This window comes from Atopobium sp. ICM42b, assembly GCA_000564995.1.
Classification (GTDB): domain Bacteria; phylum Actinomycetota; class Coriobacteriia; order Coriobacteriales; family Atopobiaceae; genus Lancefieldella.
This window is the reverse complement of sequence record JDFH01000020.1, coordinates 40,639-67,439: the sequence shown is the minus strand read 5'-3', so window position 1 is coordinate 67,439 and position 26,801 is coordinate 40,639. Positions and strand designations below refer to the sequence as shown.

The window sequence follows — 26,801 nt, the reverse complement described above, 5'->3', positions numbered from 1 at the left end:
GCATTACTTCGACTAGGCTCACTCTCATGACCGCCTCTTCGTCCAAATTTGGACGCCAAACCATCAAAATTCCTTGCAAGGTCAATCTTCACCTGGGCATTCACACCCAGAAGGACCAGCGAGGATACCATAAAGTAGATTCGCTCATGGTTCCCGTTGCGCTGTACGACACGGTTGTTGTTGACGACGCACCGGAGCTCACGGTTACGCATGAGCCGCAGCTCTGCGTGTTGCCCGAACGAACAACAACCTGGAAGGCCGCGGTTCTTCTCGCTAATAAGCTGGGTGTTTCTCCAGATGTTTCCATTGACGTGCAAGTGCACATTCCCGAGAAGGCCGGTCTGGGCGGATCGTCTGCCGATGCTGCCGCGACACTCTATCTGTTGGCTCAGCGCTGGGGTGTTGATCCGCTAGACCCGCTGGTAGTTGAGGTAGCCAAAGCTGTTGGTGCAGATGTGGCGTTCTTCTTGGATCCACAACCATCGCTAATGCTTGGCGCCGGAGATACGCTGGTAGAAACCTATGCGTCCACCGTTGATGCTCCACTTGCCATTGTTTTACCAGCAGAAACTGGCGTTGTTACCAAGGAAGCTTATGACCAGTTTGACGCATCGCCAATTGCTCCGGAGTCCTACGAGAATTTGTCCTCACTTTTGCGTGACGCTGGTCAGGGTGCTGCAGGCATGGAACCCGCCCCTGACAATGCCGCTGCAAGCAAGCAATTCATCCAGCAGGTGTCAAAACTACTTTTCAACAATCTTGCACCAGCAGCAAAATCGCTAAAACCACAGGTGGCCGAGGTAGAGGAGTGGCTAAAGGCACAACCTGGCGTTCTTGGCGCTCAGGTTTCTGGCTCAGGTAGCAGCTCTTTTGCACTTTGCGAGCCCCAAGAAGCTGCCGATGCAATTGCCGCCGCAGCTCAAGCAAAAGGTTGGCGAGGCTTCTCCACTACCTGCAAGTTGTAGTGGTAACATAGAGCGGCAAATGTTTGATGGTTTACCCGCCGGACAAGGCAAAACATAACGGGTTGTGGCTCAGCTTGGTAGAGCGCTCGGTTCGGGACCGAGAGGTCGCTGGTTCAAATCCAGTCAACCCGACCATTTTTCCTGATAATCAATGAATTTCCACCGTTTTTGCCGCGAAATAAGCGTTTTGGCAGTCAAAGTGGTAAAAAATGCGTTTAGTTGGAATATACAAAATCATACGTTTTCTATGCAGGTCATCTACCAGTGTAAACCTTCGGTCAAATTTGATTGAAACTTTTATGAGAAAACCCAACTGGGAAAACGCAAGTGCCAAAACGCCGAACTAGAAAATAAATCTCCAACTAAACGGGTTTTTTACCCAAATCAGACCCCACTATTTGTCATATCAATTTCTTGACTAGTTTTCGTGCATATTTGAGACTGTTTATACGTTTTTGGTTAGGCGGACACATAATCGCCTGGACCTTGTATCAACCGTTCCTTAAAAATCTATATGACAGCTCTATGAGTACACTTCCTCACTGTTTTGAGCTTCATTTTTCTATCAAATGAACATTGTGAACGTTTAGGCCTACAAAAACATAAATAAATCGACACAAAATAAACACAATTAGGCTACAATCAGACGAAGAGCACTACGTTTAAGGCAACGCGCGCACCGTCGTTCTTACGCGCTTGCACACACACGCGTTTTGTTGAAAGGGGTTTTGTATGCCTGTTGTTGAGTTTTTTGTAAACGTGTTATCAACACCAGCCATCCTAGTTGGCCTTGTTGCTCTGCTAGGTTTGGCACTTCAGGGAAAGCCAGTTGAGGACCTCATCAGGGGTACCCTCAAGACCATCGTCGGCTTCCTCGTTCTTTCTGCAGGTGCAGGTTTCTTGCAGACTGGCTCCCTCCTTGCCTTTGGCGAGATCTTCAACTTCGCTTTTGACATGCAGGGCGTCGTCCCAAACAACGAGGCCGTCGTCTCGCTGGCACTTGGCGAGTTTGGTCAAGCAACCGCAATCATCATGTGCATCGGCATGGTCCTGAACATTGTCCTCGCACGTTTTTCTCGCTTTAACTACATCTTCCTCACCGGCCACCACACTCTCTACATGGCAGCTATGCTCGCCATCATCCTGCACGTCGGCGGCCTTTCCGGTTGGATGCTCTACATCTCCGGCGCATGCCTGCTTGCTCTGATCATGGTTCTGTCTCCTGCATACTGCCAGCCAACCATGCGCAAGGTTACCGGCAGCGATTCCGTTGCACTTGGCCACTTTGGCGGCGCTGGTTACTGGCTTGCTGGTATGGTCGGTAAGCTCTTTGCATCCGATCGCGAGAATAGCACCGAGAATATCAAGTTCTCCAAGCGCCTCATCTTCCTGCGCGACAACACCGTTTCTATTGGTCTGACCATGATCATTATGTTCTTGGTTATCACCGGCGTTGCCGTCAGCCGTGGCCTTCTAACCCTGGTACCTGCAGGAACTACCGCTGCAGAGTTTGCCTCTAACCCACAGTATGCGGGCCTTCAGCACCTCGGCGACCTGCTGAATATTGGTACCGAGACCACCACTAACTGGATTGTCTGGGCATTTACCCGCGGCCTTTCCTTCGCTGGTGGTGTTTACATCATTCTGTCCGGTGTCCGTCTGATCATTGGCGAGATTGTTCCTGCATTCAAGGGTATCGCTCAGAAGCTTGTCCCTGGTGCAAAGCCTGCAATTGACTGCCCAATCGCATTCACCTATGCTCCAAACGCCGTTATCATCGGCTTCCTGAGTTCCTTCGTTGGAGGCATCCTGGGTCTGCTTATTCTGGGTGTCATTAACGCACAGGTCGCAGCTATTGCCCTGATTCTCCCAGGCGTTGTTCCTCACTTCTTCTGCGGCGCAACCGCAGGCGTCTTTGGTAACGCAGAGGGTGGCATCAAGGGCTGCATTGCTGGCTCTTTTGTCCACGGCCTGCTCATTACCTTCTTGCCTGCACTGTGCATGCCAGTCTTTACTCTCATGGGCTTCACCTCCGCTACCTTCTCCGACGCTGACTTCTCCATCATGGCGCTGATCTTTGGTAACGTTGCTTTGAACGTCCAGGGTGCAGTTCTCACGGGCATCTGCGTTGTCTGCTTCTGCCTCCCAATTCTCTTCAACCTTGTTGCTCCTAAGAAGGCAGAAGAGAAGAAGGCCGAGTAGCATCCGCTCACAGAATTGCAGCTAAACATCGCAGTTGCTGCAGAAAATGCGAGTAGAATTTAGGTATCTAGGTCGGGCTTCGTCCTTGGATGGGGCCCGACTTTTTAACCCACGTAACCCACCTATCACACGTGGTGAATTGAAAGGGGCTTTTATGGCTATCCAGAAGATCCTTTGTTGTTGCGGAAGTGGACTTGGCTCCAGCCTTATGGTTGAGATGCAGATCCAGGACGTCCTGAATGAGCTGGGCGTGAGCGGCGTTGAGGTTGAGCACTCAACCGTTTCCGACGTTACTCCTGGCGCAGCTGACCTCTTTATTGTTGCTCGCGACCTTGAGGATTTTATCGCCGGCATTCCAGAAGACGAGAAGATCGTTCTCTCCAACATCCTTGATAAGGATGAAATGAAGGAAAAGCTTACCGAGAAGTTCGGTCTGTAAGCGCTGACTCGCACGCAGCTCCGGCTCGCGCGTGGTGCCGACCTGCTGCATTTCTCGCACGTAGCTCCGGCTCGCGCGTGGTGCCGACCTGCTGCGTTTCTCGTACGAAATACGTGAAAGGAAATTACATGGACGTCGACCTTAAACAGGTTGCTCGTGAGGTGCGCAAAAGCATTCTCACGCAGGTCTTTACGGCCAAATCCGGCCATCCCGGTGGCTCGCTTTCTGCAACAGAAATCCTGACGTATCTCTACTTCAAGGAGATGCACGTAGACCCCACCAAGCCAAACTGCCCTTGCAGGGACCGCTTTGTGCTCTCAAAGGGTCACGTTACCCCAGCGCTCTACGGCGTTCTAGCCGAGCGCGGCTTCTTCCCCAAGGAGGAGCTCAAGACCTTCCGCGCGCTCAACTCGCGCCTTCAGGGTCATCCCAACATGAACGACACACCTGGCGTTGACATGAGTACCGGCTCCCTGGGCCAGGGCGTTTCTACCGCTGTTGGTATGGCGCTTGCTGGCAAGAAGTTCAACAAGGACTACCGCGTCTACGCACTTCTGGGCGACGGCGAAATCGAAGAGGGCCAGGTCTGGGAGGCTGCTATGTTCGCTGGCAACCACCAGCTTGATAACCTCACGCTTATTGTTGACAACAATAACCTGCAGCTTGACGGCTCGCTTGATCAGATCAACACTCCGCAGCCAATTGGCGAGAAGTTCAAGGCGTTCAAATTCCACGTCATCGAGGTGGCAGATGGACACGACTTTAACCAGCTTGCAGCTGCATTTGCTGAGGCTCGTACCATTAAGGGTCAGCCAACCGTTATCGTTGCCCACACCGTAAAGGGCAAGGGCGTCTCCTTCATGGAGAACCAGGTAGGTTGGCACGGCAAGGCTCCAAACCAGGAGCAATACGAGCAGGCTATGAAAGAGCTTGAGGGAGAGGTGGCATAACATGGCAGACGTACAGAAAATTGCCACCAGAGAGGCATACGGAAAAGCCCTGGTAGAGCTTGGTAAAGAGCATGATGATCTTCTCGTCTTTGACGCCGACTTGGCAGAAGCTACTCGCTCCGGCAAGTATGGCGAGGAGTATCCTGATCGCTTTGTGGACTGCGGAATTGCTGAGGCCAACATGATTGGTATGGCAGCTGGCGTCGCAGCTACTGGTCACAAAGTCTTTGCAACCTCGTTTGCTATGTTCACTTCTGGTCGTGCCTTTGAGCAGATCAGAAACTCGGTGGGTTACCCTCACCTAAACGTCAAGATTGGCGCTACCCACGGAGGCCTCTCGGTAGGAGAGGACGGCGCTACTCACCAGTGCAACGAGGATATTGCTGTTATGCGCACCATTCCTGGCATGACCGTTATCATCCCATCCGACGCTGTTGAGGCTGAGGCCGCCGTCAAGGCCGCTTACGACCACGACGGTCCTGTTTATATGCGCTTTGGTCGCCTTCCTGTTCCTGTCTTCAATACCAACCTTGATTACCACTTTGAGCTTGGCAAGGGTATTGTCCTTAAGGAGGGTACTGACGTTACGCTGGTAGCTTGTGGCCTTATGGTTCCTGTGGCTCTTGAGGTTGCAGAGCAGCTGGCAGCAGGGGGTGTCAGCGCTGAGGTCATCAACATCCACACCATCAAGCCTCTGGACACTGAGTTGATTGCTGCTTCTGCAGCAAAGACCGGGAAGGTTGTGACCATTGAGGAGCACTCCGTCATCGGCGGTCTGGGTAGTGCAGTCTGCCAGGCACTTTCCGAGAACGCTCCTGTTCCTGTCAAGGTCATCGGTGTTCAGGACACCTATGGCGAGTCCGGACCTGCACTTCAGGTTCTTGCTAAGTACGGCCTGGATACCCCGAGCGTCCTTGCATCCGTCAAGGATTTCTTGAAGTAAGCGCTTCGAGCTTCTTCGTCCTCTGACGCGTATCTGCGCGCAAACCGCGCATCACTGCACGTCAACGTTGCACAAACAAAGCCCTTCTCGTCATCTGGCGAGAAGGGCTTTAGAATCACAGCGGACTTCAAGGTTTGACCATTCCCAATGATCTGCCGAACAACTGCAATTACTCCGACCTGTGTAGCGACGGAGGAACCGCAAAGGGCAAGCTCTAGCTGAATTCATCTACTGAGTTGTCATCTGCTTCGTGGCTGGGGCCACGCATAAGATACGCAGCCCCAGCCACTGCGGCATAAAGTGCCCAAGCGCCTACGCAGAAGAGCAGGTTTCCCAGCCAGTCCCCAACGAAAATCTCGTGTGTGTCAGTACTGCGATAGAACGAGTTCGTGACAGCAAGTAGTAATGCTGCTGCCCCGCTTGACAAGAGTCGTATCCACAGTGCCTTCACTCGCGGTTGCGGCCATCGTTGTGGCGGGTCAACTATCAAAAGAACCAGGCCGGTGAGAAACGTTCCGTAAAGTGGAAGTACCATCAAAAGAGTGCCAGCTGCAGCGAGCCCCGTGGCGGGGATATAGAAAATCCCGAAGCAGATTCCAATCCATGTCGTGTACGTACGGATCGCATCCCTGTTCGTGAAAGTAGGCGTGGCAAATCGGGCTGAGCTCCTCATGAGCATCCGTCCTGCCATGACCGTGAAGGCAATCCAGCCGAGACCGAGAGATAGGAGCGTCTCACTCCAATGTTGAGATCCATACTGGGTGGAAGCAACTGCATCAAAAGCGACTAACGCGATGGCCGCAACCCCTGTACCCAATACGCGGATCAGTAATGCTCGACAGAGCGGCGTCTCCCATGTTGATGGCCTATCAATGATAAAAAATAGCAGTCCTGCTAGAGGGGCAAGCCACAATGGGGTGCTCACCGGGGCGACTCCACCGATGAAGAGCAGGGAACCGGGCACTATCGCAAAGCCGAGGATGAGCCCTACCCAATACACGTAGGTCCGAACGAATAGTTTTAAAGACTCAACCATTTACACCCCCCCATGGACTTCAGCACCGAAACTATAACGATTCTACGGCAGGGAGGCGACTCATGACCAGATACACTTCAAAACCCGCCTGAAATGTGCAAAGAATCTGTATTTAAGCCACCGATTCTTTAACAAAATCAGGCAAATCCACAGATTCTTTGATGTATTTAGGCAAAATTTACAGATTCTTTGCAGAAATCAGGCGCGAGAAAGTTAAAGCAATTATGCCGGATTCATGAGCCTGAAATGCTCACTTAGTCTGAGTAGAAGTACTCAGACATGGCGAGAAAAACAGGCAAATCGCTCAGACTTAGCGAGAAAAACCGGCAAATAGCTCAGACATAGCGCACTTTCCAGGCGAATTTCCTATTCCCTATCTTTATTACTGTCTAGCTGTTTTTTTGAAAAGCACCATTAAGCCATTTGCCGACTAACCAAAATCATCTTCTTGAATTTTCTTGCTTAAAAGAATATAAACATCTATAACGTTACGTACTAATTATGCACGCGCTTGGAAAAGGCAATCAAGCTCGATTTTGGCAAAGGGAGTGTTACATGAAGATTCAAGACGAGGTAAAGCAAGCAGTCGCTAAGGCGATTTCAGAGCATGATTTTAAGCACGTTGAATGGATTGCCGCTGGTGGTTCTTATGGTGGATTTTATCCAGCGGACTACTTTATGACTCACGAAGCAACAGTTCTTTCTTCTCGCATGCATACCAGCAACGAGTTTGTATTTGCTCCACCAGCCACGCTTGGAGAGTCAACAATTTGTATCGTTTGCTCGATGCGAGGAACCAAAGAAACTTGTGAAGCTGCGCGTATTGCAAAAGACCACGGTGCTTATGTAATTGCGATTTATGTTGAGGAATCGCAGTTAACCGAGGTATGTGATCAGAAAATCAAATACGAGTCTATCGCTCTCGATGAAAGTAAAACTGAGAGAGTAAATTCAAGCGTCGGCCTCTTGATTGCTGCCAACTTAGTAAATCAAACTGAAGGCTATGCTCGTATGAATGAGATGGAAATGGCTTTTGACCAGGTCGATTCTCTTTATAGAGAGGCAGTTGTTCGCACAACTCCAATTGCACAGACTTGGGCTCAATCAGTGAAAGATGCTCCAACTATTTATGTTATGGGCTCCGGACCTGCCTATGGATCGGCCTATATATTTTCCATCTGCAATATTGAAGAGATGCTTCAAAAAAGCTCGCCAACAATTAATTCATGTGAGTTCTTCCATGGTCCTTTTGAAGTGCTTGTAAACGAAGATCCTATTTTCCAGCTCGTTTCTTATGGACGTTGTAGGCCAGCTGATATGCGCGCAGTTAATTTTCTTTCAACGTATGCTGCCGAGAAAACCTTTGTGCTAGATGCTGTAGATTTAGGCATTACTCAGCTATCTGAAGATGTAGCAGAGTACTTCAATCATGTTCTTTTCTCGCCAATATTAAACAACGTCTTTATGAGAGAACTCTCAAAAGCAACTGGCAAAGACTATATGACTCGCACGTATATGTGGAAGGTTCCTTACTAGGCGGTTGCACGCGGATTTGCGCGTGTGCAGGTCTGCACTTTCAGACCTACGCGCAGCCTGCGCTGAGTACCGTTTACCGTTCAAAAAGTACCGTTCACACGAATTTATATAAGACGTATATAATGTCTTATATGTATTGTATACTCAGTTTTGCAATTTTACTGTTTGACACAATTGCTCTGGAAGAAAGGAGTGTCTATGAATCAAGTTATCCTTGCGTCGCATGGAAATCTATCAGTTGGTGCTTTAGACACTGTCCACATGATTGTGGGAGAAATTCCTAATGTGCACGCACTTACATTGCAAAGGGAGGATAAGGAATCAATTTCCGGCAAAATTGTCGAGCTTATTAAGACTTTTGATAAGAATGACCATGTCTATGTTCTTACCGACATGTTAGGCAGCAGTGTCAACAATTCAGCTGTTGAATTGTTGCAGCAGCAGGAAAACATTGTTGTTATTGCTGGAATGAACATGCCTCTTATTTTGTCTCTTGCACTTGAGGGAGAAGATCTTACGCAAGAGCAGGTTCACCAGCTAATTCTAGAAAGCCGTAAGGGTATTGTTGACTGTGGCCACCCTGAGCTCGAGGAAGCTGTCATTGCAGCTGCTCAGCAGCAGCCGGTCCAAGGAAAGGGCGGAAAGAGCAAAGTTGTTCTCGCTCGTCTGGATTACAGGCTTCTTCATGGACAGGTTGTATTCTCTTGGATTAATACTGTAGGCGCAAACCGCATCATCATTGTGGATAACGATGCAGCAACAAATGATATTAAAAAGAATGCTCTTAAGCTGGCTAAACCCACCGGCGTTTATCTCAATATCTTCACTGTTGAAAAAGCTCTTTCAAAGTTGGCAAAGCTGGACACGCTTGGTGATTCAGTAATGTTTGTATTTGGCAACACAAAAGAGCTCTTGGAGTTCTCAAAGCAGCATCAATTTGATGAGGTCAACTATGGTGCAACCGCCAATGTAGATGGTGCGGAGCAAATTGGTGGATCTGGAAGTTCCGTATTCCTTACCGAAGAAGGTAAGAAAGATACTCAGGAGCTTTTGGATCTTGGAACCAAAGTATACGTTCAGCAGACACCTACCCATCAGCGTGTCAATTTAAATTCACTATAAAAGAGGGGAGAAGAAATGAGTACATTTGTTAGTGCGCTTCTTGTCGGTCTCGTTGGCATTTTCTGCATGCTTGACTCTCGTTTGCTCGGACGACTCAACTTTGAGCAACCACTTATTGGCGCAACACTCGTTGGTCTTGTTCTGGGAGATATTCCTACAGGTCTTGCTGTTGGAGCTGCAACCGAGCTCGTAAGCATGGGCCTGGTATCAGTAGGCGCAGCCGTACCACCTGATATGGTTCTTGGCAGTATTGTTGCATCTGCATTTGCTTGCCTTACAGGAGCAGGTGTTGAGACTGCAATGACTATTGCAATTCCAATTGCAGTACTCGGACAGCTTTTTGGTATTGTTTTCCGTTCGATTATTGCTGCACTTACTCACGTATCTGACCAGGCAATTGAAGAGGGTAAATTCAAGAAAGCAACCAATATGCACATTGTGGTTGGCACTACCTTGTACTCTCTTATGTATTTTATTCCTATCTTCGCTGCTGTTTTCCTTGGTACAGATGCAGTTAAGGCCGTTGTTGAGCTAATTCCTGCATGGCTGAGCACTGGTTTAAATGTTTCTGCTCAGATTTTGACTGCATTTGGTTTGGCACTGCTGATTTCAATGATGCTCTCTAAGGGCATGGAGGGCTTCTTGTTCCTTGGTTTCTTGCTTTCTGCATATTTGCACCTCTCTGTAACAGCAGTTTCGCTCTTTGCAGTGGTGCTCGCAGTTATTCTTTCCGGCATTAAATTTGGTCGTGGTGGAGCAGGAGCTGGAACTTTGCAGTCAGCTCATGTAAGTGCCACGCATGATCCGCTCGAGGATGACGAGTAGGAAGGAAGTTATCATGGCTGAAAATAAGGTTTCTTTAAATAAAAAGCTTTCACAGTTCTTCTGGCGTTCTTGGGCAATTCAGGATTCTTGGAATTACGAACGTCAAATGAACATGGGATTTATGTATGGCATTGCTCCAACTATTGATCGATGCTATCCAGATCCAAATGATCCAAAGCAGGTAGAGCGCAAAAAAGAGGCTTATAAGCGTCACATGGCATTCTACAACTGCACACCTCAGACAAGTGCTTTTGTCTTGGGACTTGCTGCATCAATGGAAGAGGCATACGCAGAAGATCCTGATAGCGTTAATCCAGACTCCATTAATGCAATGAAGACTTCCCTTATGGGTCCTCTTTCTGGTATTGGTGACTCGTTCTTCCAGGGAACCATTCGTGTTATTGCCTTTGGACTTGGTGTTGCTCTTGCTCAGCAAGGCTCAATCATGGGACCAATTCTGGCAATGCTTATCTCCATTGTTCCTTCTGTTCTGGTTACCTGGTTTGCTGCAAAGCTTGGCTATCAGGGCGGCCAGCAGTTCCTGCATAAGCTGCAGGATGGCGTCACCATGGAGCGACTGATGTACGTTTGCGGAATTGTTGGTCTTATGGCTGTTGGCAGTATGGTTGCATCTCTTATTGGACTGACAACACCTCTGGTCTTTGCGGATGGAACTCTTGTCCTTCAGAACGTTTTGGATAGCATTCTTCCACAGACAATTCCACTGCTTCTAACTGCAGGAATGTTCTACATGGTTAAGAAGGGCGTCAACACAGGTTGGTTGCTTGCTATTGCAATCTTTGGTGGAATTGCACTTTCCGCACTGGGTATTCTCGCTTAATAAATCAAAACGGCATTGATAAACGGCATTAATAAACGGCGTAAACCATTTGAAGAGGAGAAAAAATGTACGAGATCGATCTGAATCAACCTAAGAGTATTATCTCTAAGATTGTCGAGAACCACACTATTACTCATGTTGCTTTTGTCGGCTGTGGCGCATCCATGTCTGAGCTGTATCCAGCTAAGTATTTCCTGGCAAACAACACCAACAAGCTTAACGTTCAGCTCTTTACCGCTAACGAGTTCAACTACGATACTCCTGCATGGCTTGGCGAGCACACTCTAGTTATTACTTGCTCTCTTGGTGGAGGTACTCCAGAGACTATTGCAGCCAATACTACTGCTAAGAAGGCCGGTGCTCCTGTAGTTGCTGTTACACACGTTGCAGATTCTGCGCTCACAAAGGAAGCTGACTACGTAATTGTTCACGGTTTTGAGAAGAACTATGCAGCAAAGATCGAGAAGATGGGCTATGTCCTGGCACTTGCAGCAGAGATTCTTCAGCAGACAGAGGGCACTGAACTTTACCAGGATGTCATTGATGGTCTCAACGCCATTTATGAGCTAGCAGAGAAGTCTGCTCAGAGTGCTGGAGCAGAGGCTCAGAAGTTCGCAGATGCTTACAAGGATGATCAGCTTATCTATCTGATGGGCTCTGGTGCATCTGCAAAGGTTGCTTACTCAACCTCTATGTTCCTGTTCTCTGAGATGCAGTGGATTGACTCCGCAGCTTACAACACAGGTGAGTATTTCCATGGACCATTTGAGCTTACTGAGGATGGAAAGCCTTATCTTCTCTTTATGTCTGAGGGTGCAACAAGGCCAATGGACGCACGTGCGCTTACCTTTATGCAGCGCTTCAACTCCAAGGTAACCGTCATTGATTCAAAGGATTACGGTCTTGCAGGAGCTGTTTCCTCCAAGGTACTCGGCTATTTCAACCCGTTCATTCATACCGCAGTCATGCGTGTTTACGCCGAGAAGATCGCTGAGGCTCGTAAGCATCCTCTGACCATGCGTCGCTATATGTGGAAGATTGAGTACTAAGCTGATTATGTAAATCACGCTAAGGAAAGGACAGGTTCTGCCTGTCCTTTCTTCATATTCGGGAAAGTTGTCCTCTTGCTGTGAAGTAAACCTTCGACAAGATATATATGTGCAAGAGTTTCGCCACAAGATGTATTATTGTTATAAAGGTTTTAAATTATTGAGATGTCTATAATGTCTTAGGAGTAGTTTTGAGTACATCAAACGTGCAACCTTTATATCAACAGATATATGATGACATTAAGAGTGATATTGAGTCTGGTGTATATCAGGTTGACGATAAAATTCCTTCTGAAACTGAATTAAGCGAGAAATACAACGTAAGTCGCATTACGGTCCGTCGTGCTATTGAAGATCTTTGTGCTGACAGCTTGCTTACAAAAAAGCAGGGAAGGGGCACGTTTGTAGGTTCAAAGCAGCTCAAGCGTAGACTTGAACAATCTTTAGAGTCTCGTAGTTTTACCGAGATGTGTGCCGCTTGCGGAGCTGTTCCAAGAGCCGAGGTAGTAGACAGGCAAATAATTCCCGCACGTCCAAATGAGATAAAGTTCTTCGGTCTTTCTGAAGGTGCTTTAATTCTTTATATTCGCAGGATTCGCTATGCAGATGATCTTCCTATTGTTGATGAGCGTGTTATTTTGCCCTACGAGTGGGCTTCAAATCTTTATACGCATCCTCTTGAAAACGTCTCAATGTTTAAGGCTGTTGCTGAAATCCTTGGAAGAAAGCCAGTTAAGAGCTCTTCCTGGACAATTAATGCAGCAAGAGCAACAACAGAGCAGTCAAGCCGTCTTGATATCTCCGTTGGAGCTCCGCTTATTGTTAGCGAGTCCTATTTTGTGGATAAGGAAAAGAAGCCTGTTTACATTGGCAAAGACTTCTTTGTTGGAGGCCGTTACGAGCTGAGTTTGTAAGAAGTAAGCTCTGCAAGTTCCGATACGGCATTCGCGTGCGTCAATGCTGCCGCGTCCCGCCGCGTCTCGCGTCATCCCGCGTCCCGCCGTGTTCCGCCACGTCCCGCCTGAAAAGTACATCATGTCTGAGTAAATTTACTCAGACATAGCGAGAAAAACCGGCAAATAGCTCAGACTTGGTGCACTTTTCCGGCAAAACGTTCAGACATGGCGAGAAAATCAGGCTCCACGAAGAGCGCTCATGAAAAGCAACTTTGAGTTCAAAAAGTCCGCCTGAAATGTGCAAAGAATCTGTATTTGAGCTACCGATTCTTTTGTAAAATCAGGCAAATCCACAGATTCTTTGATGCTTTTAGGCAAAATTTACAGATTCTTTGCAGAAATCAGGCGCCCCTAGGCGCCCTCAAGGCGTCCCCTAGGCGCCCGCTAGGCGCCCTCAAGGCGCCCTGCTAGGCGTCCGCCAGATGCACGCCGTGCCCGCGCCGCCCTCCCGCAGCCTGGCGAGAAACCCCGTCCACCAGCGGCGCTTTCGCACAAGAAACCCGGCATCCACACGAAATGGATGCCGGGTAGAAATCACTTGCAACCTGTACGCGCCTTACTTGTACTCGTAGAAGCCCTTACCAGCGGCAACGCCGGTCTCGCCCTTGTCAATCTTCTCTTTGAGCTGGGCAACAATGCGACCCTGTACAGACTCGGGATCCTTAGCTGCAGGGTTCATCAGAGCGACATTGTATGCGGTGACCAGGCCAATGATGTCCAGAATCTGGAACGGACCCTTTGGCGAGCCGGTGCCAATGCGCCAAGCCCTATCGATGTCCTCGACGTTGCCAACGCCGTTTGCCCAGAGCTGCTCAGCGGAGACCAGAAGAGGTACCAGCATGGAGTTCAACAGGTAACCAGGCTGCTCCTTCAGGACCTTGACCGGAATCATACGGATGCTTGCTGCAAAAGCGACGACCATGTCAAAGTTCTCCTGAGCGGTACCTGCGTGACCCATAACCTCGCCGATTGGGTTGCGCCAAATCTCGTTAGCAAAGTGGAGTGCTAGGTACTTCTCGGGACGACCAGTAGCTACAGCGAACATGCTTGGAATCATGGTTGAGCTGTTAGTTGCCACAATAGTCTTCTCGGGCAGGTGCTTGGCCAGCTCGGTATAGAACTCAATCTTCTGCTCTGGATTCTCTGCAACGGACTCGATGACAAAATCGGCGTCACCAAAAGCCTCATCCCAATCGGAAGTGAGCTTGAGGTTGCTATATGCGCGCTCTACCTGCTCTTTCAGCTGGTCGAGCTTCTCTGGAGTAATCTCATCCTGGGCAATAAGGCCATAAGCGTAAGCCTTAGGATCGGTCTTCATTGCCTCGAGGGTGTTCAAATACACCTCTCTGAGGTGCTCAATCTTTGGACGAGCACGCTCAATTGAAGCCTCGGACCTCAGCCAAATGGTGGTCTCGTAGCCGCGATAAGCGGTCTGAAATGCAATCTGGCTGCCCAAAACGCCGCCGCCAGCAACTACAACTTTCTTAACCTGTGAAATGTCCATAGGACGTTCCTTTCTACAAGCGTGGCGAGAAGTGCCGCGCGATTTATCTACCGTCCCTATACCCCAGAAACTCTCCGTCAAACATTCGTTCGGAAAATTTCCAACTTTCATTCAATTCCTACGAATTATCCCCTGGCGAGAAACCACATCTATCCCTCATCGTTCTTGGGTAGAATAGAGACGTACCAAGCAGTTGGTTTTAGCGCAGTCCATTGGCTACAACCCAATAAAACACCAGGTATGACGCCTGGACAGAATAGAGGCATCATGATTGACGGAACATACAAGATTCAAATGGATTCTCCCGTTGGAGCCAAAGAGGGTACCGCTGTCCTCATCACCTCTGGCGAGAAACTCACTGGCTCTCTGACTGCTATGGGTGTCCAGATTGATATTGAGAACGGCAAGGTTACCGACAACTCGTTTACCTTTGGTGGCAAGCTTGAGTCTTTTGTGGGTCCCGTTATCTTTGCCGTCGGCGGCTCCGTTGAGGGCGACACCATCCAAGGCATCGCCCACATTGCTAACCGAGACTTTGTGTTTACGGGTACAAGGGAGTAGTAGAAACTTAGTTAAAATTTTTTATATATAACAAGTGTAGAGGATTGCTGTTACCATCAATCCACTTTGTTTAACTGTTTTGGCTGTCTTTGAGTGTGAATGCCACAGCTACATTTGGACTTGGAAATTCAATTATTGGATTAAGATTTTGATTTGAGCGTTAATATTACTAATAATAACCAATCAAAAAGTCTAGAAATCTGATCTGCGGCCTCTTTTCTTCAACCGTCTGCACCTGGATTTACTCTATAAGTTCATTAGTTGTGAGATTCGGATGAAAAGATATGCCATCAAAGCGAAAGTATGATGCAATTGATCTCCTCCGAAGTTGTTAAACACTATTTCGTGAGTTGTGTGTATGAGAAGAGCAGATCGCCTAAAGCTTGATTTCTACTGCATATGACAGAAATTAGCTCATGTGTAAATGTGTTGCTGTAAAATGTAATCACATTTGAATTTCATTAAAGACAGATACATGAGTTTAAGTATTCGGAGCTTGTAAGTAGTGATGATGTCAAGGCTGTGTTGCTGGAATAGCTTGTTGTCGGTGACATGATCACCATTCGCACATGCACACCAAGAAGCCTCAAGGGAGCGCGATAAAAGACCTCAAATTTGCGTGACATTTGTTCGGTATTTTTATAAATATGTGCATTATCAAAGTTCTCATGAAGAAAGAGCAGTAAACAGTGGAATCCAATGGACAACATACTATAGGTTCTGGCTTCATCGAGAGCTTTGACTCTCGATATCCAACACGGATTCTAGAGACACTTCTTCAAGATCGCACCACCGGTCGTAATATTATCTGGGCAGATAATGAATATGAAGCGCTCGGCGAGGGATATATGGGTGACGACGAGATTACTGTCGAGAAAATCACCGGTCTCTCCTCAGGTGTTATCAAGCCTCGTATTGCCAAGGAACAAGAACATCAATCCAAGCGAACAAAGTCTCGTGCCGAGGTATTTACACCTTCCTGGCTTTGTAATCAGATGAATAACGATATCGACGCTGTCTGGTTCAGTAGACGAAATGTTTTCAATAGAGAAGATAATCAAGCATGGCACATCACTCAGGAGCCAATTGTCTTTCCCAAAAAAAGAGGATACGGTTGGCGTGCTTATGTTGAGAGCCCACGTCTAGAGATTACCTGTGGCGAAGCTCCTTTTGTGTGCTCCCGCTACGATTCTGTTACTGGTGATGTGTTACCTGTAGATAAGCGCATTGGGTTTCTCGATCGCAAGCTCCTCGTAGTGAGTAAAAAAACCAAGTCCCGTCGCGAGTGGGTGAAATGGGCAATCTGTGCCCTCAAAGCCTCCTATGGTTTCGAATACCAGGGTGATAACTTGCTCCTTGCGCGTATTAACGTGTTCGAGACGTTTTGCGAGCATCTGCGTGAGCGCTGGGGCATGGGTATAACAGACGATGAATTGGATCAGGCGGCATGGATTGTGTCGTGGAATTTCTGGCAGATGAATGGTTTTACGTGTGCAGTACCTACCAACAAGATGGATGCTGTCGCGCAGTCGACTCTCTTCGGATATGAGGAGCCTGCGCCAGAACCACTGCAACCCTCATTATTTGACCTTTTAGATGAAGCATCCTTTGACAAATCAACTCAAGAAGAAAAAGAAGAGGAATTTGGCAAAACGATACCCTTCTGCATCATATATGACTGGCAAGAAAATGAACCTTTCGAATTCCAAGTTATGAAAGGCAAGGCATGTTCTATGGACAGGAAGTTTTATGCGGTAATCGGTAATCCTCCATATCAGGAGGAATTTACTGATGATGGAAATAAATCATATGCAAAACCTGTATATAACATTTTTATGGATGCCGCCGAAGAAGTTTCTGAACGAGTTGAGTTAATAACTCCTGCACGCTTTTTGGTTAATGCAGGTGGAACCCCGAAGCAATGGAATGAAAAGAAACTTAATGACCCACATTTTAAGGTGCTATATTACGAAGCGGATTCTTCTAAAGTATTTATCAATACCGACATTAAAGGTGGAGTCGTAGTCTCTTTGCGTGATGCAACACGCAATTTAGGACCAATAGAAACCTTTATTCCGTTTGTTGAACTTTCGAATATTTATCAGAAGGTAAACGCTAAAAATTTTGTAGGATTAGATTCAATTGTGTCTAACCGTGGACTTTATAGGTTCTCACAGCGGGTATATGACGAAGAGCCCGAAGAGATGAAAAAGATTACTGATAGTCGTATTCTCTCAAGCTCTTTTGATAGATTTCCCAAGCTCTTTACCTGTGAAAAGCCCGATGAACAACGTGAATATGTTCAAATATTTGGCATCTCGCATGGAAAGAGACAGTATCGCTGGATGCGAAAAGACTATCTCGCTAAGAATCATAATTTGAACAAGTGGAAAGTAATGGTTCCTGAAGCAAATGGAAGTGGTGCTTTAGGAGAAACACTTTCTACACCGCTAATCGGCATGCCTTCAATTGGCTTCACTGAAACTTTTCTTGCTGTGGGTGCAGTTGATACAAAGCAAGAAGCAGAGGCGATTCTTAAATACATAAAAACAAAATTTGCTCGCGCTATGTTGGGAATCCTTAAAGTTACTCAACATAATACTCGACCAGTATGGCGCCTTATCCCTCTTCAGGATTTTACTGAAGGCTCTGATATCGACTGGTCAAAGTCTATCTCCGAGATTGACAAGCAACTTTACGCGAAGTACGGACTAAGTAAAGAAGAAATCGACTTCATTGAATCCCACGTGAAGGAGATGAATTAGTCATGTCCGTCACCGATATCAGTAAGCTTGTAAATACATCACATCCAGCACTACCACAGATTTATGCTTATACGACGCCCGAGATTGCTCGCCATAATGGTTGGACCAAAATCGGCTATACAGAGCAGAATGTTGATACACGCCTTAAGCAGCAGATGCACACTGCAGACGTGGAATACAAGCTTGAATGGCATGGAAATGCTACTTATGAGGATACAGGGGAGACTTTTCACGATACTGACTTTCACGGTTATCTTCGCAGGCTTGATATTGTTAGCAAACCAGGAACTGAGTGGTTTGAAATAGAGCCCTCTCCTGCTCATCAGCGCTTTTATGAGTTTCGTGAAAATCATGGAATTGTTGGCGATGCGCTTGCACCCGTTGAATATCGACTGCGCGATGAGCAGGAGAGGGCTTCGGAAAAAACGGTCGATTACGCACACCTTCACGAGCGTGGTGAGTTTCTATGGAACGCTAAACCTCGCTTCGGAAAGACCCTTACTTCGTACGACTTTTGTAAGCGTATCGGTGCACAAAAGATCCTTATTGTTACTAATCGTCCTGCTATTGCAAATTCCTGGTACGACGACTATGTAAAGTTTGTCGGGTTTGAGTCCGGGTTAGCATTTATCAGTTCTATAAGCACACTTCAAGGAAAGCCATATTGTCTTTCTCGTGAGCAGTATCGAAAAGGGTTCAATAACGGTGTTCCTAAGGGCTTTATTGAATTCGTGAGCCTGCAAGATCTTAAAGGTGCTATTGATTTTGGTGGAAAGTATGACAAGCTTGCCCATGTAGCAGAACTTGAGTGGGATGTTCTTATTATTGATGAGGCTCATGAGGGTGTAGATACTTTCAAGACTGATGTGGCATTTGATCACATTAAGCGTAAGTTCACCTTGCATCTCTCAGGTACACCCTTTAAAGCGATTGCTAATGAGAAGTTCCCTGAGGATGCAATTTTCAACTGGACTTACGCCGACGAACAGAAGGCCAAGAAAGATTGGGATAACCCTGAACTTCCAAACCCCTACGCAGAGCTTCCGCGTCTTAACATGTTCACTTACCAGATGTCCGACATTGTGGCAGGGGAAATTAAACGTGGCATAGACATCGACGGAGAGAACGTTGAGTATACCTTCGATCTAAACGAGTTCTTTGCTACCAACGAAAATGGCTATTTTCTGCACAACGATGACGTTAACCGCTTTTTGGACGCACTTACCACACAGAAGAAGTTTCCGTTTTCCACATCCGAGCTTAGAGACGAGCTGCGCCACACGCTCTGGATGCTCAACCGAGTGGATTCGGCTAAAGCGCTTGCGAAGAAACTGAAACAACATCCTGTCTTCAGAGACTACGAAATCGTACTTGCGGCAGGCGACGGTAAACTGGACGACGATGAGGTGAGTGCTCAAGCCTTTGACAAGGTCTGCAAAGCCATAGCCGAACACGATTACACCATCACACTCTCGGTGGGACAACTTACTACCGGCGTTACTATTCCTGAATGGACAGCAGTACTCATGCTTTCCAATATGAAGAGTCCTGCACTTTACATGCAAGCGGCTTTTCGTGCGCAGAATCCATGTCTGTTCAACAGGAACGGGAAGTTCCTACGTAAAGAGAACGCATATGTTTTCGACTTTGACCCCGCTCGCACGCTTACCATCTTCGAGGAGTTTGCGAACGACCTCTACACTGATACTGCTTCAGGTGGTGGCACCGCAGATGACCGCAAGCAGCGCGTGAGGACGCTGCTCAATTTCTTCCCGGTTATCGGCGAGGACGAGAACGGCGAGATGGTTGAGCTCGATGCTGAGCGCGTACTCTCTATTCCACGCAAGATCCGTTCGCGTGAGGTGGTGCGTCGCGGCTTCATGAGTGACTTCCTCTTCCAGAACATCTCGAACATCTTCCGTGCACCCGCCGAGGTACTCAATGTGCTGCAAAAACTTGAGCCCTATAAGGCTCCCAACAAGGAACTTGGTGTCCGTGAGGACACGGCAGACGAGCTTAATCTTAATGAAAACGGCGAGGTGGAGATTCCACAGGAACAGGTGATAGGTCTCGCCAATGGCATATTTGGAGAAAAAGTCTACAGCTCCATTGCAGATGAGCTCGATGATGTTATCGACACCATTATTGTTGATGAGGACGGTGACTCTGATGACGTGTTCCTTGATAATTTGCAGTCGATCTTCTCGGACAGTATTGCCAAACCTCTTGTGGAGGCAGCGAATGAGAAATATGGCGATGAATTCCGCTCCTCCCAGCAGAAAAAGGTAGAGCGTCGCATCAAGGCGGATGTAGACATCAGACTTCACCGAGAGGTGGGTAATTTTACCATCGAGAGGAATCGCATCGAGAAGGAACGAGCAAGTCAGCTTGACCTTGCTCAGACGCAGGAAGAAGCTGATGAGATTAACCGAGCCCACGATAAAAGGATTGAGAACGCGCGACAGAGCCTCGTTGAGAACCTTAAGGATTCTTGCGATGAACTGGTAAAGAGTGCTGGCGAGACTGTAGTTCGCGAAGTGGAAACTGCCAAGAGGGAGAACAAGAAGCAAACCATTGAAGGTAGTATTCGCGACCACCTGCGTGGATTCTCTCGCACAATCCCGTCGTTCCTGATGGCTTACGGTGACGAAGATACGACGCTTGCCCACTTTGATCAGATAATTCCAGAGGATGTATTCTTCGAGGTAACAAGCGTGACTGTGGAGCAGTTCTGCTTGCTGCGCGACGGAGGAGATGTTACCGACCCCGAGAGTGGAGAAACAGTTCACTTTGAGGGACAACTTTTTGATCCCGTTGTTTTTGATGACTCGGTGCACGAGTTCATCAGCCTGCGCGGAAAGCTTGCCAACTACTTTGATGACAGTCAGGACGAGGATATCTTCGACTACGTGCCACCGCAGAAGACTAACCAGATTTTCACGCCTCGAGCAGTGGTTGTGAAGATGGTTGACTTGTTCGAGCAAGAAAACCCAGGCTGCTTTGACGACCCTGATCACACCTTCGCTGACCTCTACATGAAGAGTGGTCTCTACATTACCGAGGTTATAAAGCGTTTGTTTAACAGTGAAAAGATGTGTGACCTTTTCCCGAATGACCGAACTAGACTTAATCACATCCTGGAAGAGCAGGTCTTTGGTATTGCGCCGACCGAGATCATCTACAAGATAGCAACGAACTACATTCTGGGTGCGAACGGTGAGGTAGGAGGCGGCTGTGACACGAACTTCGTGAAGGCAGACTCTGCCGAGCTGGCTAAGGAAGGAAAGCTTGCTGAGTTCGTTGAACAAGCGTTTGGAGGGAAGCTGTGAACGCAACCGTTCTATGGAACTTTTAGTCGTTAGAGGGCTTATGTGCTTGCTTTAGAAAGTATTTGAGCAGGCTGAAAATATGAAGAAGTAAGAAAGATAATCTCATGGAACAGGGGCGAGGAATATGAACAGTCCGTATGGATCAATTTGGCGCAAGTGGGATTTTCATGTACATACTCCGTACTCGATTCTTAACAATAAATTTGGATGCAACGCTGAGGAACCTAAAGATTTTGATAAATACGTTCAAGTTTTATTCTCAAAGGCTCTGGAAAAAGATGTTTATGCAATCGGTATAACGGATTACTTTTCCATTGACGGTTACAAGTGCTTAAAAAATAACTATCTCGATAATGACGAAAAGCTTGCTGAGCTCTTTCCCGATGAGGACATACGACATCGAATTAAAGAGATTTTTGTGTTTCCCAATATCGAGTTACGCCACGATACGTTTATTGAAGGCACGAACTCAGGGAGAAAGAATATTGATATCCATGTCTTGTTTTCCAACGAAATTGATCCAACAACAATAGAACAAAGCTTTTTGCATCAGTTAACGGTTAAGGTGAGTCCAGGTGTGCAACCACTCACTCATGAGGGAATCGAAAAAATAGGAAAGACTGTCAGAGAGAATAATGGTGGAAAGGGAGACGACTATTCTCTTGGTCTAAAGCATGTTTCTATCAGCTATGAGGAAGTCCACAAATTACTGGAGTCATGTGATGACTTTAAAGATTCGTATGCAGTTGCCACTGCGGTAGATGAGAATCTCGCAGAAGTGCCATGGAATGGAAGAGATTACCTTAGAAGAAAGAGTATCTATTACCAGTCCAACTTCTATCTCACATCGAATGAGGCAACCCGCAAGTGGGCACTTGCAGAAGGCGAAGAAGAAGATCGAATTAAAGAGTTTGGCTCCATTAAGCCTTGTATTTGGGGATCGGATGCTCATAGTTTTGATCGCATGTTTGAGCCTTCTGAACGTCGCTATTGCTGGATAAAGGCCGACACTTCGTTTGAGGGCTTATTACAGGTGCTGTGCGAGCCTAAGGATAGGGTGCACATCGGTAAATACATCCCATCAGCTCCTGACCCGCATCGAATAATTGAGTCAATAACGCTTAATGGCGAAGACTATAAAGGCAGGAAAGTTGTATTCAATGAGGGACTGACCTGCATAATTGGCGGTAGATCTACAGGTAAATCACTTCTTATACGTCAGCTTGCTCATGCAATTAATCCGACCTATGCAGCAGAGCAGGAAAAACACTCATCTCTAGAGCCGCTACGGATGCTAGCGGATTCTACAGTTACTTGGAAAGATGGCCTGAGTGGCGAAGCACGACAGATAATTTATTTGCCTCAAACATATCTCAACCGTACTGTAGATAACCCAGAATTAAATGAGGGTGCAAGTAAACTCATTGGTGACGTACTTCTTCAAAACGAGAAAGTTGAAGCTAGTTACAAAACGCTAAATTCGAAACTGGCAGCTATCAACAATACTGTTAATGTAGAAATAAATAAATATTTCGATACAAAAGAAAAAATTGGATGTCTTGTACAAGAGCGCCTAAAAGAGGGTACTTCAGCTCAATTCAAAAAGACGGTACACGACCTCGAAGAGCAAGTAAAACAGCTAATGGACACCTCGTCTGTTACGCCAGAAGAATTAGAGGAATATGCCGGATTATTAACCGAAATTGAAAAGAAACGTGGCGAAGTAAAGCGGCTTAGTAATGATATTAACGGTCTAAATGCATTGCCCACACCAACGCTCTCAATCGGCGAGTCCCTTATTGACGATTCTAACTTAACTCAACTTACACCTAGCGTTGCAGACCAAATTCAACAGGTAGTCGATAAAATTAATTCGGCTGTTCAGCCTATGTGGAAGCAAGAGCTTGCGCAAATTAACACTGACATTAATGTCAAACTGCAGGAGACTATTAAAGAAGGTATAGCGTTAAAAGTAAGAATTGAAACTCTCCGGCCTAAAGTAGAGCAGAATGAATTACTAAAGAAGACGGCAGATAGGCTTGCAAAGGAAAGGGAATGTTTAAAAGCTGCGCAGGAAAGGGAAAAGCGCATTGAAGAACTCCAAAAAGAACAAGAGGAGAGTTGCAAGGCTATTTTGTCTGCTCACGATTTAAGAGGACAGGCATATATAAGTTATTGCGATGTGGTCAAAGGCGACACAAGCGGTCTATCTGAAGAGTTGGAGTTTTCCGCTGAACCGATCTGGAAGTTCAACGATTTCATCGAGAGACTTCGTGCTCTTATTAATTTTAGAAGTCTGGCTGGATTTAGGAAAGAAACTAAATTTGATCTTCAAAATCTAGATGAAGATGAATTTAATAATGTTAGAAAAGAGTTGTTGATGCAGATTTGGGATGCAGTAGTAAATCCCGTCTCCTCCAAGGAGATTAAACTGCGTCAAGGTATTAATAGTCGTGACTTAGTCAATGTCCTATCTGATGATTGGTATAACATCCATTATGTAGTAAAAAATGAGGGTGACGATTTGAAACAAATGTCACCAGGTAAGAAGGGGCTTGTTTTATTAGAGTTGATTGTTGAACTAGAAAAGGGGACCTGTCCCATCTTGATAGACCAGCCGGAAGATGATCTTGACAACCAGTCTATCTATACGAACCTACGTAGCTTTATTAAAGAAGCAAAGTGTAGGCGCCAGATTATCATCGTGACGCACAATGCAAATATTGCCTTAGGAGCAGATGCGGAAGAGTTAATTATCGCCAATCAACACGGCGCCGGCAATAAAAACAGGTTGGCAAAATTTGAGTATAGAAGTGGTTCAATTGAAAACAATATACAGGATAAAAAACAGAGTGAGTATTACCTAGATCAGTGCAGCATCCAGGAGCATGCCTGTCGAATTCTTGAGGGTGGTCGCGAGGCTCTGGAACGAAGACGTAAAAAATATCAGCTCAGCTAGATGCGTATATTGTAACTAGACATACGTCTAAAAAATCTCGCCAGTTTTCAGAAGCAAAGTTTGAATCGCTGCATGATTTAACGCACCGTCCCCTAGGAGTCGAAGTCTTGGGGGACGGTATGCCTAGAGTGTGCCGAGCCGTTATGGTGAGGGAGAATACCCGACTCTCGTCGACGCTGGGAATTCTTATGGCACCGAATTTAATTAGAATAACTCTGCAAATAAGCATGCCATAGAATTTTACGACGCTAACTCTAAAGACTTAGAGTTAGCCGATACATCCGTTGTACCACGAGCCCGAAGACTCGGGTCAGTTTACTCTTGTACCTTATAGATAGTTACCTCACAAACGTAAATTCGCCAACAAAAATCTGGATCTACAGGTACATCTCCAGCGTCACCTCCATAACAAGATGACTTACGGACAAGACATTCAATCCACTTACCTGGTTGTAATGTTTTAATGATGTCTTCGAACATAATTAATTCGTAGTCGTGTCCAGGTGTAAAAGGAAGCAATTGACCGTTTTTGTAAAATCCAAAACCTAGATCATTGATTTCAATCCAATTTTGGTTTTTATCTGTTTCTTGAGAAGTGCGACCTAATACTAAGGTCGTGTCCCGAAAAGTGGTGTAAGCAAGCATTTCAGTCATTTAAAAGAAGTGCGGTTATTTCCTAAAATATAGTCACCAAACCAATTCAGAAAGGAAATAACCGCAATGCAAACTCTACACGAAACTGAGCTCTCCTACACCCAAGATCACAAATTAGATCTTAATGGTATGGCACGAACACTACTTGAAGACTTAGTAAATACCGTAATGGTTGAGCAAGTAGAAGAGCTTGGTTGTGTTCGCAATGGATACCGTGAGCGAAAGCTGGTAACTTCAGTTGGAACTCTTACCTTAAAAATTCCTAAACTCCGTGAAGGAACCTATTTTCCTGACGATATCGTAAGCAAGTGGAGCAGATGTGATACAGCTCTTGCAAGCTGTATCTGTGATATGTGGACTCTAGGTATCTCAAATAGAAAGGTAGAAAAAGCACTGAGTGAGCTTGGTGTTGAAAAAATCAGCAGAAGTAGAGTCTCGAGACTGGTTAAGTCTTTAGATGAAGAGGTAGATGACTTAAGACACGCCTTTCGGGACTAAATCAGACTTGCATCTTCTTTGGTGAGCTTCGGGAGTACTTTGTTTCATCGCTACAGGCGGTAAGAATAGACAAGATATAAAGACTCTCTTTGAATTGAGGATAATATGGCTGATTTATACCACCTTGTCTTTCTCCACCCACCGATAAAACGACACCGTTCATGTGAACCCCATCTGTTTGGACAGGTGGGGTTTCTCGTCAGTCGTATAGTCAAAGTGGTGTGGTTTGTACGTGCGGAGTCATTGAGCATGCGGCATTAACGGACGCGTATGGTCTTTCGATCGCAGCTTCCTTGGACACGCAGGATCGGCAGAATCGGGGCGAGAAATGCAAAAGTTACAGAAACGTTTTACGACGGCTTTGAGCATGTTTATGACGTTAGTGCTCTCGTTTGCGCTGGTTGGATGCAACGTATTCCCGTTCCTGCAGAACAACCCTGCCCAGCAAGCAACGCAGTCGTCAATCACAACGGGGGAAATCGAGGCAATGCACGAGCCCAAGTTTGGCGGCAGCTACCTGGATATTACTATCGACGAGTTCAATAACCTGGGGTTTGAGTATGGCGACAGCGTGGACGTTACGTTCAGCAACGGATACAAGCTCACCGATATTCCGTACTACAACGGCTATTACACCAAAACCTACGAGCCCCTGGTTGTCGCATATCCGGGCTATCCTTACATCGACGTGTGCATAAATAATGGCGAGCCTCTGTGGGAAACCGCTGGTCTGAAGGCTGGAGATACGGCCACGGTGACGCTCCACGAGAAGCAGAAGTACGCAACAGTTCAGAAGGCCTTGGATGCAACGTACACTAACAATCGCTCCGATTACACAAGTGACGAGGTCTTTGCTAACTTCCGTCCTATGAAGGGCGGAAATCTTGCCGAGGGCGTGGTGTATCGCTCGGCGTCTCCTATTGATAACCAGAACAATCGTGCGCCCTACGCAGCGGATCTTGCTCAGAAGTGTGGCGTGCAGTTTATCTTGGACCTCGCGGACACCAATGAAGAGATCCAGGGCTATTACCAGAATGCGGACTACGACATTACGTGGCACAAAAGCCTGTATGACGCAGGGAATGTTGCGGCTCTTAACCTCAACGCCAATTATCGGGGCGGCCAATACGCTTATCGCCTGGTAGCGGGTCTACGCGAGATAATTCTGCATAAGGGGCCCTACCTTATTCACTGCACCGAGGGTAAGGATCGCACGGGCTTTGTCTGCGCTCTTCTCGAGGCACTTTGTGGCGCATCCTACGACGAGATGCGCGACGACTACATGATTACCTACGACAACTATTACGGCATTAACGAGAAGGACGATAGGGCTCGTTACGACGCCGTTGTTGACGTGAAGTTCGACGACATCGCTCGCTGCATTGCTGGGGTGCCTACGTACGGTTCGCTCGACGGCGCGGATTACGCAGCCGGAGCTCGCAAGTATCTGACTGAAGTAGGCATGACCGAGTGGGAAATCAACAAGCTTGTCGAACGTCTGACGAGCAAGTAGCGAATTGCGGGCCGCGGGAGGCGGTGACGTCTGCGGCGTTCGTGGGCTGCCACGCCGCGCACCGGCGACGGTCCGGCCTGTGGCAAGAACTGACAGGTTAGTTGCCTGGCGAGAGGAGCAATCTTCTCGCCAGGTTTTTAATAACAAATTTAAA

At 47.0% G+C, this 26,801-nt stretch carries 19 protein-coding genes, 1 tRNA gene and 1 pseudogene; 18 read left to right on the top strand and 3 right to left on the bottom strand.

All coding sequences use genetic code 11. The features are described 5' to 3' along the window. Positions 1-26: 26 nt before the first annotated feature. The 6 genes from HMPREF1493_RS05535 (at position 27) to HMPREF1493_RS05510 (ending at position 5,499) form a co-directional block, all read left to right on the top strand. On the top strand, positions 27-965 hold the full coding sequence (locus HMPREF1493_RS05535) for a 4-(cytidine 5'-diphospho)-2-C-methyl-D-erythritol kinase (RefSeq protein WP_035428485.1): 939 nt from the start codon (positions 27-29) through the stop codon (positions 963-965). Positions 966-1,023: 58 nt separating this feature from the next. Next, positions 1,024-1,100 (top strand) — tRNA-Pro (locus tag HMPREF1493_RS05530). 597 nt (positions 1,101-1,697) lie between these two features. Continuing rightward, the gene (gene ulaA / locus HMPREF1493_RS05525; RefSeq protein ID WP_035428483.1) at positions 1,698-3,167 is read left to right on the top strand and encodes a PTS ascorbate transporter subunit IIC; all 1,470 of its coding nucleotides are present in this window, start codon (positions 1,698-1,700) and stop codon (positions 3,165-3,167) included. A gap of 154 nt (positions 3,168-3,321) precedes the next feature. After that, on the top strand, positions 3,322-3,606 hold the full coding sequence (locus HMPREF1493_RS05520) for a PTS sugar transporter subunit IIB (RefSeq protein WP_035428482.1): 285 nt from the start codon (positions 3,322-3,324) through the stop codon (positions 3,604-3,606). A 128-nt stretch (positions 3,607-3,734) separates the two neighbouring features. Then, entirely contained in the window at positions 3,735-4,556 is an 822-nt protein-coding gene (locus HMPREF1493_RS05515) for a transketolase (RefSeq protein WP_035428480.1), read from the top strand. A gap of 1 nt (position 4,557) precedes the next feature. Next, positions 4,558-5,499: a transketolase family protein gene (locus tag HMPREF1493_RS05510; RefSeq protein WP_035428478.1), complete on the top strand. Its 942-nt coding sequence runs from the start codon at positions 4,558-4,560 to the stop codon at positions 5,497-5,499. Positions 5,500-5,713: 214 nt separating this feature from the next. Here HMPREF1493_RS05510 and HMPREF1493_RS05505 read toward each other — a convergent pair whose 3' ends face one another. After that, positions 5,714-6,535 carry a hypothetical protein gene (locus tag HMPREF1493_RS05505; RefSeq protein ID WP_035428476.1) on the bottom strand — a complete coding sequence of 274 codons (822 nt, stop codon included), beginning with the start codon at positions 6,533-6,535 and terminating at the stop codon, positions 5,714-5,716. A 555-nt stretch (positions 6,536-7,090) separates the two neighbouring features. On the opposite strand from HMPREF1493_RS05505, the gene HMPREF1493_RS05500 reads away from it, so the two are divergent. The 6 genes from HMPREF1493_RS05500 to HMPREF1493_RS05475 all read left to right on the top strand — a co-directional run bounded on the left by HMPREF1493_RS05500 (position 7,091) and on the right by HMPREF1493_RS05475 (position 12,822). Beyond that, entirely contained in the window at positions 7,091-8,071 is a 981-nt protein-coding gene (locus HMPREF1493_RS05500) for a sugar isomerase (RefSeq protein ID WP_035428475.1), read from the top strand. A 198-nt stretch (positions 8,072-8,269) separates the two neighbouring features. Then, on the top strand, positions 8,270-9,193 hold the full coding sequence (locus HMPREF1493_RS06975) for a PTS sugar transporter subunit IIAB (RefSeq protein WP_084058359.1): 924 nt from the start codon (positions 8,270-8,272) through the stop codon (positions 9,191-9,193). A gap of 15 nt (positions 9,194-9,208) precedes the next feature. Next, a complete protein-coding gene (locus tag HMPREF1493_RS05490; protein WP_035428473.1) occupies positions 9,209-10,018 on the top strand; it encodes a PTS mannose/fructose/sorbose/N-acetylgalactosamine transporter subunit IIC in 810 nt (269 codons plus the stop codon). Positions 10,019-10,031: 13 nt separating this feature from the next. Then, entirely contained in the window at positions 10,032-10,859 is an 828-nt protein-coding gene (locus tag HMPREF1493_RS05485) for a PTS system mannose/fructose/sorbose family transporter subunit IID (protein WP_035428472.1), read from the top strand. Positions 10,860-10,924: 65 nt separating this feature from the next. Continuing rightward, positions 10,925-11,908, top strand: coding sequence for an SIS domain-containing protein (locus HMPREF1493_RS05480; RefSeq protein ID WP_035428470.1), 984 nt, complete (start codon positions 10,925-10,927; stop codon positions 11,906-11,908). 191 nt (positions 11,909-12,099) lie between these two features. Further along, positions 12,100-12,822, top strand: a complete 723-nt coding sequence (locus tag HMPREF1493_RS05475; RefSeq protein WP_035428469.1) for a GntR family transcriptional regulator — start codon at positions 12,100-12,102, stop codon at positions 12,820-12,822. Positions 12,823-13,420: 598 nt separating this feature from the next. Here the strand turns inward: HMPREF1493_RS05475 and HMPREF1493_RS05470 are convergent. Then, positions 13,421-14,368, bottom strand: a complete 948-nt coding sequence (locus HMPREF1493_RS05470) for a 3-hydroxyacyl-CoA dehydrogenase (RefSeq protein ID WP_035428467.1) — start codon at positions 14,366-14,368, stop codon at positions 13,421-13,423. A 267-nt stretch (positions 14,369-14,635) separates the two neighbouring features. Between HMPREF1493_RS05470 and HMPREF1493_RS05465 the strand changes: the two genes are divergently transcribed. The 4 genes from HMPREF1493_RS05465 (at position 14,636) to HMPREF1493_RS05450 (ending at position 23,982) form a co-directional block, all read left to right on the top strand. After that, positions 14,636-14,929, top strand: a complete 294-nt coding sequence (locus tag HMPREF1493_RS05465) for a hypothetical protein (protein WP_035428466.1) — start codon at positions 14,636-14,638, stop codon at positions 14,927-14,929. A 689-nt stretch (positions 14,930-15,618) separates the two neighbouring features. Next, positions 15,619-17,694 (top strand): Eco57I restriction-modification methylase domain-containing protein, encoded by a 2,076-nt coding sequence (locus HMPREF1493_RS05460; RefSeq protein ID WP_051485297.1) that lies wholly within the window; start codon positions 15,619-15,621, stop codon positions 17,692-17,694. A gap of 2 nt (positions 17,695-17,696) precedes the next feature. Next, positions 17,697-21,023 (top strand): DEAD/DEAH box helicase family protein, encoded by a 3,327-nt coding sequence (locus HMPREF1493_RS05455; RefSeq protein ID WP_035428463.1) that lies wholly within the window; start codon positions 17,697-17,699, stop codon positions 21,021-21,023. 124 nt (positions 21,024-21,147) lie between these two features. Beyond that, complete coding sequence (locus HMPREF1493_RS05450) at positions 21,148-23,982, top strand: TrlF family AAA-like ATPase (protein WP_035428460.1); 2,835 nt, start codon at positions 21,148-21,150, stop codon at positions 23,980-23,982. 315 nt (positions 23,983-24,297) lie between these two features. Here HMPREF1493_RS05450 and HMPREF1493_RS05445 read toward each other — a convergent pair whose 3' ends face one another. After that, positions 24,298-24,627 (bottom strand): hypothetical protein, encoded by a 330-nt coding sequence (locus HMPREF1493_RS05445; RefSeq protein WP_198013760.1) that lies wholly within the window; start codon positions 24,625-24,627, stop codon positions 24,298-24,300. Positions 24,628-24,702: 75 nt separating this feature from the next. Here HMPREF1493_RS05445 and HMPREF1493_RS05440 point away from each other — a divergent pair. Both HMPREF1493_RS05440 and HMPREF1493_RS05435 read left to right on the top strand, forming a co-directional pair. Beyond that, positions 24,703-25,122, top strand: a pseudogene (locus tag HMPREF1493_RS05440) (transposase); the annotation flags it as partial. Positions 25,123-25,462: 340 nt separating this feature from the next. Next, complete coding sequence (locus tag HMPREF1493_RS05435) at positions 25,463-26,647, top strand: tyrosine-protein phosphatase (protein WP_084058357.1); 1,185 nt, start codon at positions 25,463-25,465, stop codon at positions 26,645-26,647. Positions 26,648-26,801 lie beyond the last annotated feature (154 nt).

Excerpts from the sequence above, each read along its gene's own strand:
- HMPREF1493_RS06975 (WP_084058359.1), top strand. The coding sequence starts at position 8,270 with ATGAATCAAGTTATCCTTGCGTCGCATGGAAATCTATCAGTTGGTGCT.
- HMPREF1493_RS05465 (WP_035428466.1), top strand. The coding sequence starts at position 14,636 with ATGATTGACGGAACATACAAGATTCAAATGGATTCTCCCGTTGGAGCC.
- HMPREF1493_RS05510 (WP_035428478.1), top strand. The coding sequence starts at position 4,558 with ATGGCAGACGTACAGAAAATTGCCACCAGAGAGGCATACGGAAAAGCC.
- ulaA (WP_035428483.1), top strand. The coding sequence starts at position 1,698 with ATGCCTGTTGTTGAGTTTTTTGTAAACGTGTTATCAACACCAGCCATC.
- HMPREF1493_RS05535 (WP_035428485.1), top strand. The coding sequence starts at position 27 with ATGACCGCCTCTTCGTCCAAATTTGGACGCCAAACCATCAAAATTCCT.
- HMPREF1493_RS05515 (WP_035428480.1), top strand. The coding sequence starts at position 3,735 with ATGGACGTCGACCTTAAACAGGTTGCTCGTGAGGTGCGCAAAAGCATT.
- HMPREF1493_RS05505 (WP_035428476.1), bottom strand. The coding sequence starts at position 6,535 with ATGGTTGAGTCTTTAAAACTATTCGTTCGGACCTACGTGTATTGGGTA.
- HMPREF1493_RS05435 (WP_084058357.1), top strand. The coding sequence starts at position 25,463 with ATGCAAAAGTTACAGAAACGTTTTACGACGGCTTTGAGCATGTTTATG.
- HMPREF1493_RS05480 (WP_035428470.1), top strand. The coding sequence starts at position 10,925 with ATGTACGAGATCGATCTGAATCAACCTAAGAGTATTATCTCTAAGATT.
- HMPREF1493_RS05520 (WP_035428482.1), top strand. The coding sequence starts at position 3,322 with ATGGCTATCCAGAAGATCCTTTGTTGTTGCGGAAGTGGACTTGGCTCC.
- HMPREF1493_RS05490 (WP_035428473.1), top strand. The coding sequence starts at position 9,209 with ATGAGTACATTTGTTAGTGCGCTTCTTGTCGGTCTCGTTGGCATTTTC.
- HMPREF1493_RS05470 (WP_035428467.1), bottom strand. The coding sequence starts at position 14,368 with ATGGACATTTCACAGGTTAAGAAAGTTGTAGTTGCTGGCGGCGGCGTT.
- HMPREF1493_RS05500 (WP_035428475.1), top strand. The coding sequence starts at position 7,091 with ATGAAGATTCAAGACGAGGTAAAGCAAGCAGTCGCTAAGGCGATTTCA.
- HMPREF1493_RS05485 (WP_035428472.1), top strand. The coding sequence starts at position 10,032 with ATGGCTGAAAATAAGGTTTCTTTAAATAAAAAGCTTTCACAGTTCTTC.
- HMPREF1493_RS05445 (WP_198013760.1), bottom strand. The coding sequence starts at position 24,627 with ATGCTTGCTTACACCACTTTTCGGGACACGACCTTAGTATTAGGTCGC.
- HMPREF1493_RS05455 (WP_035428463.1), top strand. The coding sequence starts at position 17,697 with ATGTCCGTCACCGATATCAGTAAGCTTGTAAATACATCACATCCAGCA.
- HMPREF1493_RS05450 (WP_035428460.1), top strand. The coding sequence starts at position 21,148 with ATGAACAGTCCGTATGGATCAATTTGGCGCAAGTGGGATTTTCATGTA.